The sequence below is a fragment of the Peristeroidobacter agariperforans genome, assembly GCF_004138335.1.
GTDB classification, from domain to species: domain Bacteria; phylum Pseudomonadota; class Gammaproteobacteria; order Steroidobacterales; family Steroidobacteraceae; genus Steroidobacter; species Steroidobacter agariperforans.
In genome coordinates this window covers 544,189-560,560 of sequence record NZ_RYFW01000003.1, presented here as the reverse complement: position 1 = coordinate 560,560, position 16,372 = coordinate 544,189, and the positions used below count along the sequence as shown (strand labels likewise).

Sequence of the window (16,372 nt, the reverse complement as noted above, 5' to 3'; positions counted from 1 at the left end):
GATGACGAAACCAGTCTCGGTTGCAATAGTCGGTGGCGGCATCGGTGGTCTTACTGCCGCGTTGTCCCTGTTGAGAGTCGGCATCGATGCTCACGTTTATGAGCAAGCGCGAAGCCTGGGCGAAGTGGGCGCCGGCATCCAGATCAGTCCCAATGCGTCGCGCGTCCTGCATCGACTAGGGCTCGCCGAGAACTTGGCGGCGACCGGCGTGAAGCCAATTGCCCTGCATCAGCGACGCTGGGACGATGGCCGTACGCTGCTTCGAGCACCTCTGGGTGAGCTCGTCGAGAAGACCTTCGGCGCTCCTTATTATCATCTGCATCGAGCGGATCTGCTCGATGCGCTCGCGAGCGCCCTGCCGTCGCAAAATCTGCACCTCGGTCATCGTCTCACGACGTTGGTCGATCACGGGGATTCGACAGAAGCAACCTTCGACAACGGCGCTCGGGTCGTGACCGATGCACTGGTCGGCGCCGACGGCATTCACTCTGCTGTGCGTCGCCTGGCATTCGGTCCTGAGCACCCGAATTTTACCGGCTGCGCGGCCTACCGCGGCCTGGTGCCGGCGGAGCGTCTGGCGCATCTGAATTTGGAAACAACCGCACAGATCTGGATGGGGCCGGGCAAGCACTTCGTTCACTACTTCGTGCGCGGTCGACGGCTGGTGAACTTTGTCGCCGTCGTCGAGCAAGACACGTGGACCCGGGAATCTTGGACCGACCGCGGCGACGTGTCCGACGCGCTCGCTGCTTTCGAGGATTGGCACCCGCAGCTGAGTGAAATTTTGCGCGCCAGCGACGAGACCTTCATTTGGGCGCTCTTCGATCGCAAGCCGATGGCGTGGTGGTCCGTCGGGCGCGTGACGTTGCTCGGCGATGCCTGTCACGCGATGCTGCCCTTCATGGGCCAGGGCGCCGCCCAATCCATCGAAGATGGCGCATCCTTGGCCGCGTGCCTGGCCGGCATCAGGTCCGAGCAGATTCCTGAAGCACTGCGCCGATACGAACGCTTACGACTGCCGCGAGCATCGCATCTCCAAAACTTGTCCGAGGACAACAAGCGCCGCTTCCATCTACCCGATGGCCCCGCTCAATCGGAGCGCGACGCCGTGATGGCCAGTGGAACGACCGATTGGTCGCTGCAGGCGATTGCCTGGCTATACGCGCACGACGCGGAGTTGCTCAGCGCGCGAGCCGAATGATCGTCAGCGAGTTCGGCGGAGCGGTATAGGGCATACAGCCCGCCGTCGCCGGCATGATTGAGGTCTTCGAAGAACACGCCCATCAAGTCGCGGCTGATGGCCTTCTCCTGAGCCAGATCGACTTGCACTCGAGCGGGCGCGGCGTGAGCCGTCCAACACAGGCACGACACGAGCGCAATGAGCCATCTTCCAGCGATCATGATTGCGTCAGCTCCACCAACACTACAGCCTGGCGCGGCACATCCACATCGAGCGTCGCGCGTCCTGATCTCACGGATAAGGGTTTGGATGGAGTTGGCAGCAGCTGCGATGCCTGCTCGAGTTGTTGATATTGCACTTCGTTCGGCGATTGCGGCGCCCCCATCGCCTTCCAGGCAGTAAAGGCATTTGCACGCTGCGGGTCCACGTACCACAAAGTCACGGAGCGATCACCGCGGCCGAGACCGGTGAGATTCAGAGAGACCGTCGCGTCAGCGCCGGCAAGTTCGTCATCATGATAGTTCCACAACAGCACCTGCACCTTGCGCTCGGCACGGGTGGCGAGTACGCCAACGTCACTAGCTCCGCTCACTCCCTGATTCATGATCTCTTGCAGGGACACTTGGGCACTGCTGTGCGCCTCGAGCTGCGTGGCCCCGAGCTTGCTGAACAATCGGAACACATTGAGCACCGGCAGATCGATGCCATTGGTGGCGAGCTGACGATAGCCCGCGAACCAGGGCTGATTCTCGAACGTAAAAGACCATGAGAGCACGCCGTCGAGATTGACCTTGTGTTCCTTCGCCAGCTGCCAGATGCGCGCGAAGCTGGCGGCGGTGTAGCTCGAGTACATGGTTCCGTTGCGATATGCGTTCTGCGGGCCCGGACACGCCGCGCAGCCTTCGGGGTCGCTTTCACCGATCACGATGGGCTTGCGGGCAAGCTCCGGCACGGCGGCAATCTTCGCAAAGCCGCCCGCGACATCTTTCAAGTGCGCGGCGATGCCCATGCGAACGTGCCCGTCGACGACCGTCGGCCTGCCTTTGGCGTGAAATGAAAGAAAGTCCGTCGGCGTACCGATCTCACCGGTGCTGTAATTTCGTCCGCGCGCCACGTGCGCCAGGAACCCGTCCATGAATGCACCGCCCGGCCCTGCGACGTCCGGGCCGCCCACGCGAGCGGTGGGCAACGCGCGACGAATCGCCGCGACGGAGACGTCGTGCAATCGATAGAAGTCTTCGGGTGAGCCGCGCCAGTAGGTCGGAAAGTTCGCCTCGTTCCACAGCTCGAAGTACCACTGCTCGACCTCGGCGCGTCCGTAGCGCTCGACGTTGTGCAGCGTCCACTGATGGACGAGCTCGCCCCACTTCTCATAGCTCTTCGGCGGGTAGGCCCAGCCGGTGGTGATCAGGTCATATTTGAAGCCCGGCCGCCAGACGTGCTGATAAGGCGTGCCCGGCGGTGCGCTGGACAAAGCCTGCGGCATGAAGCCGATCTGCAAGTAAGGCCGCACGCCGTTCGCTCGATAAGCATCGATGATGCCGTCGACGATCGTCCAATCGTAAACAGGCTGGCCGTCGGCCGTTTCGGTATAGGCGTTGGTGCTGCCCCATTTGAACGCGGGCGTGCCATCGCCCGTGTTCAACAGATTGTGTGCGCGAAAATAAACCTGCTGTGGCCGCAGCTCGCCCAACGCACGCAAGAGTTTTCGACCATCTTTCATGGTCGCGTAGTTCGGCTCGTCTGCGCCGAAGAAACGCCATACCGCGGGCAGCTCGCCCACCTCTCGCGCGGTGTTCACTGAGACCTGCACGTTCGACCGTTCGGATGGCGGCGACTGTGCGCCGGCGATTCCAGGCAACAAGAGCGCGAGGCAGACCGTCAACGGCCGCCAGAGTTGGATGTGCATTTCGGTGTGGCGCCCTGGTACGTGCCGAGGATCGCCGGGCAATACTCAATGCCCACACCGCTGTTGTCAACAGTTGTCTGAGTTATTCCGCGAGCGTCGCAGTGGTGTGTATTGGCCGGGAATTCAGCGCTTCAAGCGATCGAGCCAGCCACCCTCGCCTTGCGCTGCTGCGGGCAAGCGCCCCAGCTTGCTAATGCACTCCGCATACACGCCTGTTGGCTTTCCGCCGGTGAATACGTTGGCGGTCTTGACCAGCAAACTCTGCTGCTCGGCGGCTTTACACTCCAGCGTGAGTCGCTCTGCCAGCGCTTCATCCTTGTTGAGCCTGGCCGCCGTGATCATCGGCGGCAGAAACGGCACTGGAGCATCCAGGCGCATGCGCCCCGCATCCAGCGTGGCGAGAGCACCGGAGTAGTTCTGTCGAGACGATTGATAGTCAGCGTGCAGTACGAAGGCGATCACGGGCGCGCGTGGCGTCGCCAGCCATTCGACAATGGCCGCATCGCTTTTCACCGGCTCATTCTGCGCCTCGTAGTAAGCACCTGCTGCCAACTTGAAGTGTGGACTGTTCGACTTGGATGTCGCCACCTGGCGGAGCGCTTCGATCCCCGCGCGCACATCTTCGCGCGCCAGTGAGCTCATGCCAGCGATGGCTTGCTCATCGAGGTTCAGCAACTCGCCGTTATCCTTCGCCTGCTTTCTGTATTTCATTTTCTTGGTCGCCACCATGTCGCGACCGCTCGTGGCGAATTCCTGCTTGATCTGCTCGATGCGCTCGTCATTGCTCGAGTACGGCGAGGAAAACTTCAGCAGCTCATCGAATCCCTCGCGAATGAGCTTTTCGCTGCCCTTACCGCGCAGGTTGTCGACCTCGAGGGCTGCGGCTTGCGTAAGCTGGTTGTCGCTGCTGGTTTCAAGGCGACGCTTCTGCTCGTGCGCGACCATCTCGTCGCACAGCGCCTGCATTCGCTGGCTTCGCTGCACGCGGGCTTCGGCAAGCTTGGCGATGAGAGTCACGACAGCGCGGGGATCGTAGCCCGCCGCCTGCATCATCTCGAGGCCGAGGCGGTCGGCTTGCTGCTCGTCCTTCCGATTCCAGGAAGGCGCCAGGATATCGCTCCAGAACAAGCTGACATTCTGCGAATGGGCCACCCGCTTCTGATTCAGCTTGGTGTCGCTCTGCTCCGCTTTCCCCGCGCTTTTCTGGAGGCGATCGGAAGCCGCCACAATGGCCGAGTAGCTGTCGACCCCCACCGGAAATCGCTGCATGAAGCTCTTCTTGCTCGGATGCTTCTGGATCACGTGGGCAAGCTCGTGCGCCAACAGCGCCGCAAGCTCATCCTCGCTGTCCAATTTCCTCAATGTGCCCGTCGAAATGAGGATGTTGCCTTCGATGTCGGCGGCCGCAGAAAAGTTCTCCGCGGAATAGATCAACAGCCTGGGTCGATGTTGCCCCGGCTGCTTCGCCAGCAGCGTGTCGATGACGGATTGAACCGCGACGTGCAGCGACTCATCCTCGACGAACAGGTAATCATGGTGCAGGTAGCTCCGTTCAGCCTCGTTCGATGGCGCTACGGACGGCAGCTGCTGAGCACTCGTATCGACTTCGCTAGCGGCGGAAGTATCGGCCAATGAAGCTCCGACCAGCGCGGCAAGCGCGCAAGCAACCACAGCTTTCATGTTGCTCTCCTTGTGCTACTTGCAGCTGCCGATTCCGGATGAAACGGGTGTGGTTGCATCCGGAGGGGTCGAAGGCACGCCCACGATCGTGCGGGGCACAGACTCCTCGCAGGTGGACGCAGTCAGTTTCACTTCCGTCAGATCGATCCAGACCGCCCGTTGGGCGCTCAACATGATCTTGGCGAGCGCGCTGTTGACTTCGCTGCAGGCAATGACCTTCTTGTTCATCACTTCGGCGCGCGTGAGGTCCCGGTCGAACTTGCCGGCTTCAGTGTAGCCGCCGATTTTTTCCGCTCTGACTTCGACGATCTCCCGGTCCAGGGCATGGCAAGCCAGCGCCTGTCCGGCCGGGAGCAGCGACACCAACCCTGCTGCGCCAACCATCAACCTGGTGAATGCGGTCATTTGTGCTTCCCCCCATCGCATCTACGAATTCGCGCGCAAGTGTCTCGATATTTGTTGTACGAAACTGGCCGCAACGGCCAACACGATCCAGTTGGTCGGCTCCCAACCGAGCTCGATCATCCCCAGCGCCAGCGCGCTGATGAGGACAAACAAGAAGATGACCTTGCCGGTCTCCGCGGCGGCAAACCATGTGACCAGCGCGCCGCCGATCAGAAACAACATGCCGCGGGCCGTGTTGTCATGCATGAATGAAAAAGCCGCGCATCCAAGCCACGCGCACACACCGATCACGACGAAGGCCGCTGACACGAAGCCGCCTTGCTTCAGCGGACGAGAGGCCGCGAAGACCGCCACTGCGCACAGAATCGCGAGCTTGAAGAGAATCGAGAACCACTCCGGCGTGGCGCGCAGGTAGCGACCCTCGCCGGTCAACAGATTCTCCATCGCCATCGCGTGCAGCATGACGCCGGGCACCTGCCCGTGCACCGGGCTGGCCGTGCGATCCGGAATGCCGGGAATGTCAGCGCCGACGAACACAAACTTGCCCTGCAATGATTCTTTGATCAGTGCTTCATTTCTCGCACCCGAGGCATCCGAGAGGAACGACGCGGGCAGCACCGCGAAGGACATGCACGGCAAGCGGCTGTTCACGTCGCTGGCTTCGTTGGCTCGATCAGCGAGGGCCAGCATGAATTGCCAAGCCAGTGCACGCATTCGCAACCACAGGTCCGGATAGTTCACGCTGCCTGCGAAGTCGGTGTACTGACAGACGCCCGCGTCGATGTGGCCGGCAATCTTTTGAGGCACGAAGGCGCCCCATCGCACCCTCATCGGCTTTTCGAACTGACGACTCTCGCTTGCACAGGGAAGCCGATGCGCGATGCATCGATCCTGATAGAGCGCGTAGGCCGGAGTGCGTACTGCGCCAGCACGTCCGAGGCGCAACGGGTAGTAGTCGCCATAGCCGCTCCACGAAACGAGCGCCAGGCGCTTTTCCAGCGAGGCATCCAGCTTGCCCTGCTCATCGAGTCCGGGCGAGAACGAGGCGACGTCGAACTCCTCGGCCTGGCCTTTGACGCCGCCGTATTTGGGCAGGGCCGCAAAGTAGAAAGGAACATCCTTGGATCGAATGGGCTCGAGCAAGTCCGCAGGTGCGTCGTGCCGATCGGCAGCATCGGCGCGCGCCGCTGTCAACACAGCGGGAGCATTCCGATGTGGATTCTTATAAAGCAGATCCACGAACACCGCGGCCGGTGACTCGTTCGCGATCTGACGCAGCAGCATTCCCTGCTCCCCATAGCTCAGCGGCCAGCCGGGGTTCGGTTGCGATTCGAGGTAGGCCTGATCGATCAGCACCACCGTCACCTGCCCCGATCCTGACCACAGCGTCGACGACAAGCGCATGACCGTGCCGGCAGCGCGATCGCCCGTTGCTTCCTCGACTCCGAGAGGATCGACATAGGAAACGATGAAAGCCGTCAGCGCGACAATCAACGGTGCGCGGAACCGCGCTGCCCAAGAAGCAACCGCCGGCTTGATTCCATGCATGCTGCACCACCCCGCTGTTGTAGTTCTGAGATCGCTGAGATGGTCTTGGTTCTGGAGCGGCCACCTTACCTGAGATTGTTTTGGCGAAAAGATTGCGGAACTACTTAAGGTCCACAGCTGCAGCTGTGCAACATTGCGTCGCCCGTATCATTGCTGGCAACGCGGCGTTGTATACGACGATGTTCGCTCGCCACGACATCAGTCCCACTGTCGGACAGTTTTCTGAGCCTGGTTGCAATCCGTTCGTAGGTCGGATATGAAGCAGTGCAGCAGCAATCAACATAACAGCATCTTTCTCTCTGATGCTCATAAGCCAAGCCCGGGGAATTGCGATCTCGTCATGGATCGGCACTCTGTTGCTGATGTACAGCGCCAGTGCTTTCAGTGCCGATGGCGAGAAATTGTTCGCACAGTGCGTTGCCTGCCACGGCAACAAGGGCGAAGGCAACGCGACACTCAACGCCCCCGCCATCGCGGGCCAGGACGCAGCGTATCTAGAGCGACAGTTGCTCAACTACCGCAATCGCCGGCGCGGCGCTGACAAGTCCGATGTGCTCGGCGCGCAGATGCAGGCTATGGCGACGACACTCGGCGACGACGCGGCCATCGCGAAGGTTGCGAGCTATGCCGCAAGCCTGCCGAAGACCGTCAGTGCAGCGCCCGCGCCGGGAAATCTGCACAACGGAAATAACCTTTACCAAGGCAAGTGCGGTGCTTGCCATGGCGGCAAGGCCGAGGGCAATCCGGCGTTGAAAGCGCCTCGACTCGCGGGTCTCGATGCCGCGTATATAAAGCGGCAGTTTGCGCACTTCCGCGATGGGGTGCGCGGGACGGATCCGAAGGATGCGCCCGGCAGGCAGATGGCCATGATGGCCAGGACGCTGCCGACGGAGCGCGATCTCGACGACATCATCGCGTTCATTCATCGGCAGGGTCGCCCGAAATGATTCGCGCGCTCGTGTTGCTGATCGCGGCCATAGGGACCGCTGGCGCAACCGGGCCGGCACCGCCTGACTTCACGCTCAACACTTCTTGCCCGCCGGGATTCGAGAAGACCCAGGCCGGCGTGTGCGAGCTGCGCACGCTCTATCAGTTCTACGACTCGCTCGAAAATCGCGGCCTCGGCGGCACCCGCACCGCTCTGCCGCCGCACCGCGACGGATTCACACCGCGCCAGATCGATCTCGGCCGCTATCTGTTCTTCGATCCGGTGTTGTCGGGCGATGGCACCTTGGCCTGCGCAAGCTGCCACGATCCCGCCCGCGGCTTGTCCGATGGGCGTCCAAGATCGCTCGGCATTCACGGTGAGGACGCAGGCCGTGCAGCCCCGACATTGTGGAACGTTGCATTCCTCAAACGCTTCTTCTGGGATGCACGCGCGCACTCTTTAGAAGCGCAAGCTTCTGGCCCGCTCTACTCGCCGCGTGAGATGGGCAACACGCCGACCCGACTGCTCGCAAGCCTGAACGGCAACGCCACCTATCGTCGCCTGTTCCAGGAAGCATTCCCGAGCCATCGCGGCCCGATCGCGGAGCAAGAGATTTTCACCGCGCTCGCCGCCTTCCAGACCTCGCTCGTATCGCTCAACAGCCGTTACGACCGGTATGTGCACGGCTACGACGCCGCACTCTCCGAGCGCGAGATCGAGGGATTGAACGTGTTCCGCTCGTTCGTCGCGCGCTGCTCCGAGTGCCATACGCCGCCGCTGTTCACCAACGAGCAGATCGCGGTCATTGGCATGCCGGAGCCGAAAGGCCATGCGTTCGATGTCGGCGCCGAAGCCATCCTGCACAGCCCGAAGTTGAAGGGTGCGTTCAAGGTACCTACGCTTCGTAACATCACGCGCACCGCGCCGTATTCCCATTCCGGCGCGTTCGCCGACCTGCGCAGCGTCGTGGACTTCTACAACAAAGGCCGCGGCAACGCCGTGCCCAAAGACATGCACCTCTACCTGCACTGGCACATCTCGGATCCAAAGCTCACGGACACCGAGGTCGATCGAATCGTGGATTTTCTGGGCGCCTTGACCGATGAGACTTTCCTGCCGCAGACGCCGGCACGAGTCCCCTCCGGTTTGGCGCCGGCCAAGCGAGGAGAATAGAGATGAAGAAGGGCCTCATCATCGGCTTGCTGGTCGCTGCAGTGGCGTTCGGCGCCGGCACGTACTTCGGCCGCAGCGGCAAACAAGAGATGACGATCAGTTCGTCCACGCAGGGCGCCAGCTACGCGGGTGGCTTCAAGGCCGAGGGCGTCGCTGTAAAACCCGGCGACGCGATCCGGTCGGTGGCGGGTCCGGCGCCGACCAACGTCGTGGTCGTCAAGGACGGCGAATCGATCCAGGCCGCCATCAAAGCGGCGCCGAAGGGAACCATCGTCCGAGTGATGCCGGGCACGTATCACGAAACCGTGTACGTCGATAAAGACGACATCCGCATCATCGGCGTCATCGAGGCCGGCCGCCGCGCCGTGCTCGACGGCGAGAAGAAGCTCAACGACGCGATCCTGTACTCGGGCAACAACTTCGTCGCCGAGAACCTGGAGATCCGCAACTACAAGGGCAACGGGATCATGGGCCAGGCCGGCAACAACTTCGAGATCCGTAACAACGTGATCGTGGACTCCGGCGTCTACGGCATTTTTCCGCAGCTCGGCCAGAACGGCATCGTCGAGCACAACGTCGTCTCGAAGATCGCCGACGCGGCGATCTACATCGGCATGAGCGACAACATCCTGGTCGCGCACAACGATGTGTTCGACAGCGTCGCCGGCATCGAGATCGAGAACAGCCGCCACGCCATCGTCGAGCACAACTACGTTCACAACAACACGGGCGGTCTGCTCGCTTTCGTCACGCCGGGGCTGCCGATCAAGGACACGGTCGACGTGATCTTCCGTAACAACTTCGTGGTGGGCAACAACCACCCGAACTTCGGCGCGCCCGGCTCGACCGTGTCCGGCATCCCGGCGGGCACCGGCATCCTGGTGATGGCGGCCGATGATGTAGTCATCGAAGGCAACATCATTTCCGACAACAAGGTTTCCGGCATCATCATCACGGATCACGCCAACGCCCAGAACATCACGGCCGATCCGGAGTCCGAGCCGAACTCGGATCGCGTGAAGATCCTCGATAACGTGATGCTCAGGAACGGCTACGACACGATCACCGAGGCCAAGGCCCTGATGCTCGCCGAGGGCAAGGTGGGCGCAAAGAACCTGGACATCGTGCGCGTCGGCCCGAGCCCCGGCAGTTGCATCATCAATCGTCATCAGTATGTGACCGTCGGCGTGAGTGATTTCACCGAATGTGACTTCACCAACACCGCGGCCACGGTGAACTATCTGCTGCCACCTGTGCCACCGCGCGAGATCAAGCCAGGCGAGCGCGGCAAGGTCGTGTACCTCGGAATCTGCACCGGCTGCCACACATATAACGGCCGCATGATCGGCCCGCCGGTGCAAGTGATCCAGGCGCTGTACCTGGACAATCCGCAAGGCCTCGCCGACTACATCGCGAAGCCCGCGAAGAAACGTGACGACTACCCTGAAATGCCGCCGCAAGACTATCTCGATCCGCAGACGCGCCTGGCGGTCGCGCAATACATGCTGCAAGTGACGAACTGAGAACGAAGTGACTGATGATTGATAACTAATGACTGGCCAGAGGAAGACAGGCTCATGATCAATCGCAAGAACAAGCTCGCGTATGCGGTAGCCACGGTGCTGACGGGGACGGCGTTCGCAGCCGCAGTGACCAGCGCTGCCTCGGCGCAAGAAGCCACCGGCGTCGAGGAAATTGTAGTGACGGCGCAGCGCCGCTCACAGTCGCTGCAGGATGTGCCGATCGCAATCCAGGTCGTGGACAGCGCGCTGATCCAGGACGTTGCAGCGGAAAATATGGGCGATCTGAATGGCTTCGTGCCGGGCCTGGTCATCTCGGACGGCAGCCCGACCCAGCCGCGATACCAGATTCGCGGCATTCAGACCGGCGATTTCGGCGTCGGTACCGATCCAGCCGTGGGTGTATATGTCGACGGCATCTATGCAGCTCGCTCCGGCGCCTCGCTGCTCGCATTCAACGATATCGAGCGCATCGAAGTGTTGAAAGGCCCGCAGGGCACGCTGTTTGGGCGCAACAGCGCCGCCGGTGCGATCTCGATCGTCACCCGCCAACCCGAAGACGAGTTCCACTCGTTACTGCGCGTGCGCGTCGGCGAGTACGGCAAGCAGTACTACGAAGGCATGCTGAATACTCCGCTCGGCGATAACGTCGCGGTTCGCATCAATGGCGTTTATAACAAGAGCGATGGCTGGCTCGAGGACGCGGCCACCGGCCAGGACCTCATGCCCGAGGAGAACTGGGCCGGCCGCGTCGCGCTACGCTGGAAAATTTCTGACGCGACCAGCGCGACGCTCTCCTGGGACCATGACGACCTCGATCAGCTGGCACGCCCCGCAATCGGTCTCATTCCCATCTCGACGGGGCAGACGCAGGTCCCCTTCCCGGCCGATCCCGCCACTTATCTCGATCCTCGCAAGGCGCCGGTCTATAACGACGTGATCGGCAACGAAGAATCGCGTCAGCTCGACCAGGTGAACCTGTTCGTGGATCACAGCTTCGGCGCGGTCGACTTCCGTTCCAGCACTTCGTGGCGCCAGTTCGACACGGTTAATCGCGAAGACGAGGACGGCACGAATCTGATCGGCGTGTACTTCGACACAGCCAACATCGAGGACAACGAGAGCTTCTATCAGGAGTTCAAGCTCTCCGGTAGAACCGATGCGATCGACTGGGTTGGCGGTGTGAGCTACTACAAGGAGAAGGCCAAACAGATCAGCGATACCCACACGTTCACGGACGGCATCGATACTCTCGGGCTCAACCTCGGCATCTTCGAAGAGCTCAACATCGTCGACCCGCTCGGCAACCCCTTCCCGCTGTACGCCGGCACGAGCATGTTCCTCGAGCCGTTCGGCGTCACGATGCTCGGCATGCCGTGGCGGGAAGCGATGTACAACAAGGGCGACTTCGAAGCGTTCGCGGCGTTCGGCGACGTGATCTGGCACTTGAACGACAAGACCAACCTGACCTTCGGTCTGCGCTACACGCACGACTCGAAAGAGTTCACGTGGATCAATGGCCCGCACGAGACTCCGGAGCTCGACGCGGTCGTCGCGGGACTCGAGGATGTAATCGTCCCGGGAATCGAGCTGCCTTTCTTCACGGTCTTGGGGATTCCGCCCGAGGCGTACCGCTTCTCGGACATCATCTTCCAGGTGGACACACCGCCCGGCGGCCTGACCAAGAAGGATTCGTGGGATGACGTGAGCCCGCGCCTGGTGCTCGACTACAAAGTCGTTCCGAACGTCATGGTGTTCGGCTCGCTCGCCAAGGGCTACAAGGCCGGCGGCTACAACAGCACCGAGGTCGGCTCGGAGTTCGAGAACGAGGACGTGTGGAACGTCGAGACCGGCTTCAAGAGCGTGTTCCCGGACGCGGGCGTGATCCTGAACGCTTCGGTATTCTACTACATCTACGAAAACAAACAGTCGATCGCGCTGGCCAACGACATCGAAGGCTCCGACATCCCACAGTACGTGATCGATACCAGCGACGAGAAGGCGTGGGGCATCGACGTTGACGCACAGTGGCGGCCGGTCGACCAGTTCAGGCTCTATGCCAACGTTGCATTCATCGATGCGACCTTCAAGGACAAGCTGACGCGCGGCGAGGATCCGCTCGATCTTTCTGGCGAGCCGACCGGTGAGCCGTATCTCAGCGCGGCACTCGGTGCGAGCTATGGATGGGCACTCGGCGCCACGGGCGATGTGGAGCTGTCCGGCCGCTTCGCGTATCGCGGCAAGTCGCGCTGTAACGCCGATTCCGAGCGACAAGGCACGTGCGCGCTGCAGTCGGTCTTCAAGGTCGGAGAAGCGACCGAGCGCCTCGACATGCGACTCGCCTGGACCAGTGCAAGCGACACCTTCGGCCTCGCGGCTTACGTGACGAACGTGCTGGACGATCAGTACGTGACGGGCATCAACAGGCTCACGGCCGACACGTTCGGCACGCCGTTCGCGTCCATCTCCGAGCCACGCCAGTGGGGCGTGGAAGCGACGGTCTCGTTTTGAAAGCCATGGAGTCGCCGGTGGATGATTCGGTCGCCAGGTTGTTCGAGTCCCAGGCAGCCACGGCACTCAGGCTGAGACAGTCAGGCGTTGCCGAGCGGCGCCTGAAACTCACCAAGCTGCTCGCCGCGATTCTGGAGCGCAAGGACGCGCTGCTGGAAGCCGCTCATCGTGACTTGAGCAAGCATCCGACCGAAACCAACCTCACCGAAGTACTGCCGTTGGTTGGCGAACTGAAGCACGCCATCGGGAAACTGAAGCGCTGGATGAAGCCGCATCGGATCGGCGCGACGATGGCGACACTCGGGACCAGCTCGCGCGTGGTGTATCAGCCGAAGGGCCGCTGCCTTCTCATCAGTCCCTGGAACTATCCGTTGAGCCTGGCCCTGGGGCCGCTGGTCTCTGCCGTCGCCGCCGGCAATACGGCGATTCTCAAACCCTCGGAGTTCACGCCTCACACCAATCGCGTCATCAAAGACATCGTCGGCGCGGTGTTCGCGGCCGACGAGGTCGCCGTCGTGGAGGGTGCGGCGGAAACGGCCACCGCCCTGCTCTCATTGCCCTTCGACCACATCTTCTTCACCGGCTCACCCGCTGTTGGAAAGATCGTCATGGCCGCGGCAGCTCGCCATCTTGCCTCGGTGACGTTGGAGCTGGGAGGCAAATCGCCTGTCATTGTGGATGCGAGCGCCGATCTGGGCGGGGCCGCGGAACATATCATCTGGGGAAAGATGGTGAACGCCGGCCAAACGTGCATCGCTCCGGACTATGTGTACGTGCACCGTGATGTCGCCGATCGCTTTGTCGAGCTCTGTCGCAGCACCATCGCCCAGCGCTACGGCGAGACCGACGCCGCGATCAAGGCCAGCGCCGATTTTCCGCGCATGATCCACCGTCGCCACGCAGAGCGCGTCGCTCGACTCATCGACGATGCTGTGCAAGCGGGCGGTCGAATCGCATTTGGCGGCGAATCCGACGCCGATGCCCGCTATGTCGGGCCGACGCTGCTGCGAGACGTGCCGCCGGCGGCCCAGATTCGCAAAGAAGAAATCTTCGGCCCGGCATTGCCCATCCTCACGTTCGATTCTCTAGACACTGTCATCGCGGAGATCAATGCGGGCACGAAACCGCTGGCGTTGTACGTGTGGAGCAAGAGCGAGCGCACGGTCCAGGCGATCGAAACGAACACGAGCTCCGGCAGCTTGTGCGTGAATCTGTGCTTGCAGCAGTTCGCGCAACACAATCTGCCCTTTGGCGGCGTCAACACCTCCGGCATCGGCAATGCCCACGGCTTCTTCGGTTTCAAGGCGTTCTCGCACGAGCGCGCAGTGATGGCCGCCGGCCCGCTGTCGGCGCTGGAACTGCTCTTCCCTCCGTACGATGCGCGCAAACGTCGACTGAGCGAATTGCTCATCAAGTATGTGACGTGAGCGATTTCCCTGATCGTTTCCCCTGAACGTGTTGAGAGCACAACGTCGGTCGCCAACGAGCGACGCTATTCATAATTGCCGAAGAGGCGCGATCACCTAAAATTACACGGTGATCTACGATTCCTTCCGGCACTCGGGTGCCGCCTCTCGCAACATGCTGGCTGCCCTGATCGGGGGTGACGTGCTGTTCATGGCCCTGCACTGGCTGCACGTCCACACCGGCCTGCTCACCTCGGAGCTCTGGTCCATCGGATACGATCGCGGCTTCGGCGAGATGTTTCAGTATCTGAAGTACGGCGCCATCGTGCTCGCGCTCGCCTACTCGTTTCACAGAACTCGCCTGCCGGTGCTATTGATGTGGATCGGCGTGTTTGGATTCCTGTTGCTCGACGATTCGATGCGCATTCACGAGCGCTTCGGCTTGGGCATGACGGCGTGGGCGCACCTCCCCGATTTCGGCGGCCTGCGCGGCAGAGACTTCGGCGAGCTGATCTATGCTGCCATTGGCGCCGTGGTCCTCACGCCCGTTCTGGTGCTCACATACATGCGCAGCTCACCAATGGCGCGCGCCATCTCGGCCGATCTGCTCCTGCTGCTGATCATGTTGCTGGTTTTCGCGGTTGGCGGCGACACGATACATCGGCTGCTAACGAACACGATGTTCGACACCCTGGCGGCTCTGGTGGAGGACGGCGGTGAGATGCTGGTGCTGAGCTTGACGTGCTGCTACGTCCAGACACTCCGTCACCGTTCCGCTGCACCTTGTACGTATACATATCGCTGAGGGGTGATTGTACGGTCCTGACACCGGTGTCAGGGGGCTGGCCGCCGGTAGCCAATCCAGGTCGGAGATAGTCGTGTGTGCTCGAAGGATCAGCACGCAATCGTGTTCTTGCGCCTGTCGTTCCGCAGCTGTTTTCGCAGCCCGCAGCGTCGCCCGGCCAGGATCTTCTTTGTTCCAAACATCCAACGGATAGGAGATGGACAATGATTCGCAAGTTGTTTTTCGGGGGATTACTGCTGGCGGCAGCGAGCACATCCTGGGGCGCCATCAACCTGACGGCATCGGCCGGCAGTGGCCAGGTATCGCTCAACTGGTCCTATTCCGGCAGCACGCCCGTCACCCAAGAAATCTATCGCGATCTGGATTCGAACCCGAACGGACGGGTGCGCATCGCGAGCGTGAGCTCCAGCACACGCAACTATGTCGACACCGGCGTGAGCGGCGGCACGACCTACTATTACTGGATCAAGAACACTGTCAGCGGCGTCGCTGAGAATTCCAACGTGGCTTCGGCCACTCCCTCTGGCGGCAGCGGCGGTGGAACGATCTCGGGCTCGTCGTGCGGGACCGGCGGCGCGCAGACCACGGTGAATGCAACGATCCGTGTAACGAGCGGTACATACGACGGCGGTTGCCAGCGTTTCAATGCCGGCTCGGCGCTCGGCGATGGCAGTCAGTCCGAAGGTCAGCAGCCGGTGTTCAGAGTCGAGAACGGTGCAACCCTGCGCAATATCGTGATCGGCACCAACGGCGCGGATGGCATCCATACCTACAACGGCGCCGTGCTCGACAACATCTATTGGATGAACGTCGGCGAGGACGCGATGACCATCAAGTCTTCGGGCACCACCACGGTGCGCAACATCGAAGGCTACGACGCCGACGACAAGTTCTTCCAGATCAATGCCGCCTCCACGTTGAATGTGAGTAACTGCATCATTCATCGCGCCGGCAAGGCCCTGCGACAGAACGGCGGCACCACGTTCCAGATCAACGTCACTTTCGACCGCTGCGACATCAACGATATGAATGAAGGTGTGTTCCGCACCGACAGCTCGAGCAGCACGGCTCGGCTCACCAACAGCCGGCTGCACGACGCCGGCACGGTCTGTATCGGCCCGTGGTCGAGCTGTACTCAGTCTGGCAATACGAACTATTGAGCTTGGAGTGTTTTGCGCCGTGGGGCCCCGCCCCACGGCGCGCCTGCTTGCCGGGCTGACGGACTTCACACTTCCACGCGATCGACGCGGCGCCAGGCTGATTGATTCCTCAGGCCCGTGGCGGGCGGGCCGATACTTCGTGTGATG

12 protein-coding genes are annotated in these 16,372 nt (G+C 61.7%); 8 read left to right on the top strand and 4 right to left on the bottom strand.

Features of this window, described 5'->3' with window-relative positions:
- The first annotated feature begins 1 nt into the window (after position 1).
- Complete coding sequence (locus EK373_RS24530) at positions 2-1,201, top strand: FAD-dependent monooxygenase (RefSeq protein ID WP_129646893.1); 1,200 nt, start codon at positions 2-4, stop codon at positions 1,199-1,201.
- A 196-nt stretch (positions 1,202-1,397) separates the two neighbouring features.
- On the opposite strand, the gene EK373_RS24525 is transcribed toward EK373_RS24530, so the two are convergent.
- The 4 genes from EK373_RS24525 to EK373_RS24510 all read right to left on the bottom strand — a co-directional run bounded on the left by EK373_RS24525 (position 1,398) and on the right by EK373_RS24510 (position 6,722).
- Positions 1,398-3,089, bottom strand: a complete 1,692-nt coding sequence (locus EK373_RS24525) for a GH39 family glycosyl hydrolase (RefSeq protein ID WP_129646891.1) — start codon at positions 3,087-3,089, stop codon at positions 1,398-1,400.
- A gap of 123 nt (positions 3,090-3,212) precedes the next feature.
- Positions 3,213-4,769, bottom strand: a complete 1,557-nt coding sequence (locus EK373_RS24520; RefSeq protein ID WP_129646889.1) for a M48 family metalloprotease — start codon at positions 4,767-4,769, stop codon at positions 3,213-3,215.
- A gap of 15 nt (positions 4,770-4,784) precedes the next feature.
- A complete protein-coding gene (locus EK373_RS33175) occupies positions 4,785-5,174 on the bottom strand; it encodes a hypothetical protein (protein WP_157994522.1) in 390 nt (129 codons plus the stop codon).
- Positions 5,175-5,195: 21 nt separating this feature from the next.
- The gene (locus tag EK373_RS24510) at positions 5,196-6,722 is read right to left on the bottom strand and encodes a CHASE2 domain-containing protein (protein WP_129646885.1); all 1,527 of its coding nucleotides are present in this window, start codon (positions 6,720-6,722) and stop codon (positions 5,196-5,198) included.
- A 302-nt stretch (positions 6,723-7,024) separates the two neighbouring features.
- On the opposite strand from EK373_RS24510, the gene EK373_RS24505 reads away from it, so the two are divergent.
- The 7 genes from EK373_RS24505 (at position 7,025) to EK373_RS24475 (ending at position 16,225) form a co-directional block, all read left to right on the top strand.
- Positions 7,025-7,669, top strand: coding sequence for a c-type cytochrome (locus EK373_RS24505; RefSeq protein WP_129646883.1), 645 nt, complete (start codon positions 7,025-7,027; stop codon positions 7,667-7,669).
- On the top strand, positions 7,666-8,823 hold the full coding sequence (locus EK373_RS24500) for a cytochrome-c peroxidase (protein ID WP_129646881.1): 1,158 nt from the start codon (positions 7,666-7,668) through the stop codon (positions 8,821-8,823). The genes EK373_RS24505 and EK373_RS24500 overlap by 4 nt, the downstream gene beginning before the upstream one ends.
- A gap of 2 nt (positions 8,824-8,825) precedes the next feature.
- Positions 8,826-10,346 (top strand): parallel beta-helix domain-containing protein, encoded by a 1,521-nt coding sequence (locus EK373_RS24495; protein WP_129646879.1) that lies wholly within the window; start codon positions 8,826-8,828, stop codon positions 10,344-10,346.
- 54 nt (positions 10,347-10,400) lie between these two features.
- Positions 10,401-12,854 (top strand): TonB-dependent receptor, encoded by a 2,454-nt coding sequence (locus EK373_RS24490; protein WP_129646877.1) that lies wholly within the window; start codon positions 10,401-10,403, stop codon positions 12,852-12,854.
- A gap of 5 nt (positions 12,855-12,859) precedes the next feature.
- Positions 12,860-14,281, top strand: coding sequence for an aldehyde dehydrogenase family protein (locus tag EK373_RS24485; RefSeq protein WP_129647355.1), 1,422 nt, complete (start codon positions 12,860-12,862; stop codon positions 14,279-14,281).
- Positions 14,282-14,390: 109 nt separating this feature from the next.
- Positions 14,391-15,065 (top strand): hypothetical protein, encoded by a 675-nt coding sequence (locus tag EK373_RS24480; RefSeq protein ID WP_129646875.1) that lies wholly within the window; start codon positions 14,391-14,393, stop codon positions 15,063-15,065.
- A gap of 203 nt (positions 15,066-15,268) precedes the next feature.
- Positions 15,269-16,225, top strand: coding sequence for a pectate lyase (locus tag EK373_RS24475; protein WP_129646873.1), 957 nt, complete (start codon positions 15,269-15,271; stop codon positions 16,223-16,225).
- The last annotated feature ends 147 nt before the right edge of the window (positions 16,226-16,372 follow it).

Coding starts and splice junctions, on each gene's coding strand:
- EK373_RS24525 (WP_129646891.1), bottom strand. CDS start 3,089: ATGCACATCCAACTCTGGCGGCCGTTGACGGTCTGCCTCGCGCTCTTG.
- EK373_RS24495 (WP_129646879.1), top strand. CDS start 8,826: ATGAAGAAGGGCCTCATCATCGGCTTGCTGGTCGCTGCAGTGGCGTTC.
- EK373_RS24510 (WP_129646885.1), bottom strand. CDS start 6,722: ATGCATGGAATCAAGCCGGCGGTTGCTTCTTGGGCAGCGCGGTTCCGC.
- EK373_RS24520 (WP_129646889.1), bottom strand. CDS start 4,769: ATGAAAGCTGTGGTTGCTTGCGCGCTTGCCGCGCTGGTCGGAGCTTCA.
- EK373_RS24505 (WP_129646883.1), top strand. CDS start 7,025: ATGCTCATAAGCCAAGCCCGGGGAATTGCGATCTCGTCATGGATCGGC.
- EK373_RS24500 (WP_129646881.1), top strand. CDS start 7,666: ATGATTCGCGCGCTCGTGTTGCTGATCGCGGCCATAGGGACCGCTGGC.
- EK373_RS24490 (WP_129646877.1), top strand. CDS start 10,401: ATGATCAATCGCAAGAACAAGCTCGCGTATGCGGTAGCCACGGTGCTG.
- EK373_RS24485 (WP_129647355.1), top strand. CDS start 12,860: ATGGAGTCGCCGGTGGATGATTCGGTCGCCAGGTTGTTCGAGTCCCAG.
- EK373_RS33175 (WP_157994522.1), bottom strand. CDS start 5,174: ATGACCGCATTCACCAGGTTGATGGTTGGCGCAGCAGGGTTGGTGTCG.
- EK373_RS24475 (WP_129646873.1), top strand. CDS start 15,269: ATGATTCGCAAGTTGTTTTTCGGGGGATTACTGCTGGCGGCAGCGAGC.
- EK373_RS24530 (WP_129646893.1), top strand. CDS start 2: ATGACGAAACCAGTCTCGGTTGCAATAGTCGGTGGCGGCATCGGTGGT.